The organism is Rhodococcus chondri (assembly GCF_036327435.1).
Lineage (GTDB): Bacteria > Actinomycetota > Actinomycetes > Mycobacteriales > Mycobacteriaceae > Rhodococcus > Rhodococcus chondri.
The window spans coordinates 1-2062 of record NZ_JAUZMZ010000336.1; the positions used below are offsets into that span (position 1 = coordinate 1).

At 75.7% G+C, this 2062-nt stretch carries 1 protein-coding gene and 1 pseudogene; both read right to left on the bottom strand.

What is annotated here, in order from left to right; genetic code table 11:
• Positions 1 to 64: 64 nt before the first annotated feature.
• Complete coding sequence (locus Q8814_RS25890; RefSeq protein ID WP_330154793.1) at positions 65 to 1534, bottom strand: dihydrolipoyl dehydrogenase family protein; 1470 nt, start codon at positions 1532 to 1534, stop codon at positions 65 to 67.
• 64 nt (positions 1535 to 1598) lie between these two features.
• Positions 1599 to 2062: pseudogene (locus Q8814_RS25895) on the bottom strand (precorrin-3B synthase); the annotation flags it as partial.

The following is a 2062-nucleotide window of genomic DNA, read 5'->3' on the forward strand; positions in this document are numbered from 1 at the left end:
GGACTTCGGGATGCGGTTCGTGCCGCGGCCGGTGTGGCGGCGCCTGCCGCGGTGACGGCCGGGGTCATGGCCGGCGGGTCTCGAGCAGCCGCAGCCACACCTCGCTGACCGTCGGATAGGCCGGGACGGCGTGCCAGAGCGTGTCGAGCGGGACCTGGCCGACGACGGCGACGGTGGCGGCGTGCACGAGTTCGGCGACTTCGGTGCCGACGAAGGTGGCGCCGACGAGGGTGTCGGTGGCGCGGTCGACGATCAGGGCGGCGTGCCCGGCGAAGTCGTCGCGGGCCAGCGCGGCACCGGCGACCTCGAGCTCGGTTTCGAGGACCTCGACGTCGATCCCGGCGTCGCGGGCGGAGGCGGCGGTGTGGCCGACGGAGGCGATCTCGGGGACGGTGAAGATCACCTGCGGTACCTGCCCGTGGTCGGCGCCGGCCCGGTAGCGGGCGCCGTCGAGGGGCCGCTGCTCGGCGCGGGCGGCGATCACGTCGCCGCACACCCGCGCCTGGTATTTGCCCATGTGGGTCAGGGCGGCGCGGCCGGCGACGTCGCCGACCGCGTACAGCCAGGTGCCGTCCACCCCGTCGACGTTGAGGTGATCGTCGACGGTGAGCGCGGCGCCGTCGTCGAGACCGACCGTGCCGAGCCCGAGGTCGTCGGTGGTGGGGCGGCGACCGGCGGCGACGACGAGTTCGTCGACCTCGACGGTGCTGCCGTCGTCGAGTTCGACGGTCAGCGGCCCGCCGTGGATGCGGCCGATACCGGTGTCGCGGGCGTCGGGTCGCGTCACCGACCGCACCTGGGTGCCGCACCGGACCCGCACGTCGCGCACCTTCATGCGGGCGGCGACGGCGTCGGCGGCGAACGGTTCGACGCGGGGCAGCAGGCGGGGGCCGCGGGCCACCACGGTGACCTCCTCGGCGCCGAGTTGCCGGAGCCAGGCGGTGGTTTCGCAGGCGACGGGGCCGCCGCCGAGCACGAGCACCCGCGGCGGGATTTCGCGCAGGTTGGTTGCGTCGCGGGAGGTCCACGGCAGCGCGGCGCGCAGGCCCGGCAGGTCGGGGACGGCGGCGGTGGTGCCGGTGGCGAGGACCACCGCGTGCCGGGCACGCAGGTCGCGGGGGCGGTCGCCGGTGACGGTGACGGTGCGGTCGCCGGTGAGCCGGGCGCGGCCGCGGAGCACGTCGATGCCCTGGGCATCGGCCCACAGCACCTGGGCGGTGTCGTCGCGATCGTGGGTGAAACCGTCGCGGCGGGCCAGCACCGCCGCGGGGTTCACCCCGCGGGCGTTGATCTTCTGCTGGACGCCGGGCATGTGCCGGGCGGTGGCGAGCACCTGGGTGGGGCGCAGCAGTGCCTTGCTGGGCATGCACGCCCAGTACGAGCATTCGCCGCCCACCAGTTCGTGTTCGACGAGAGCGACGGTGCGGTCGGAGCCGGCGATCGCGTACTGCGCCGCGTTTTCCCCGGCGGGGCCGCCGCCGAGCACGATCACGTCGTAGGTGTCCGGATCGGCGGCGGAGGTGTCGGATCTCACCTGCTCCACGGTAGGCCGCTCGCGGCCGCCGCGGGCGGGTTCGCGAAGGTCGGGGGCCGGTCGGTCAGTGCAGGTGGGGGGACTGCGCGTCGAAGATCACGCCCATCGGGGCGAGCACCCGCACCACCTGTTCGGCCGTCCATTCGTCGAGGTCGCACAGCAGCACCGACCGCCACGGCGTGATCAGCAGGGGGCGGTCGACGGCGGCGAGGAACTCCGCGGTGCGGGCCGGTAGCTCCCCGTCGCGCAGGCCCCCGGCGAGGGTGACCGCCCCGTCCCGCTGGTCGAGCCACCCGATGGGCGGGGCGGGGGGCGCGGGCAGCTGCGCGGGGACGCCGCCCGGGCTCGGGGTGGGGGTGTGCACGGCGGCGAGCATGGTGTCGACGAGCTCGCCGGTCTCGACGCGCAGGCCGGTGTCGTGGCCGCGGCGCAGCAGCCTCCAGCGGTCGTCGGGCAGGGCGACCGCCGCGAGGTCGGGGGTCAGCGCGGCGATGTCGCCGGTGCCGTCGTCGAAGCCGAGGACCGTGT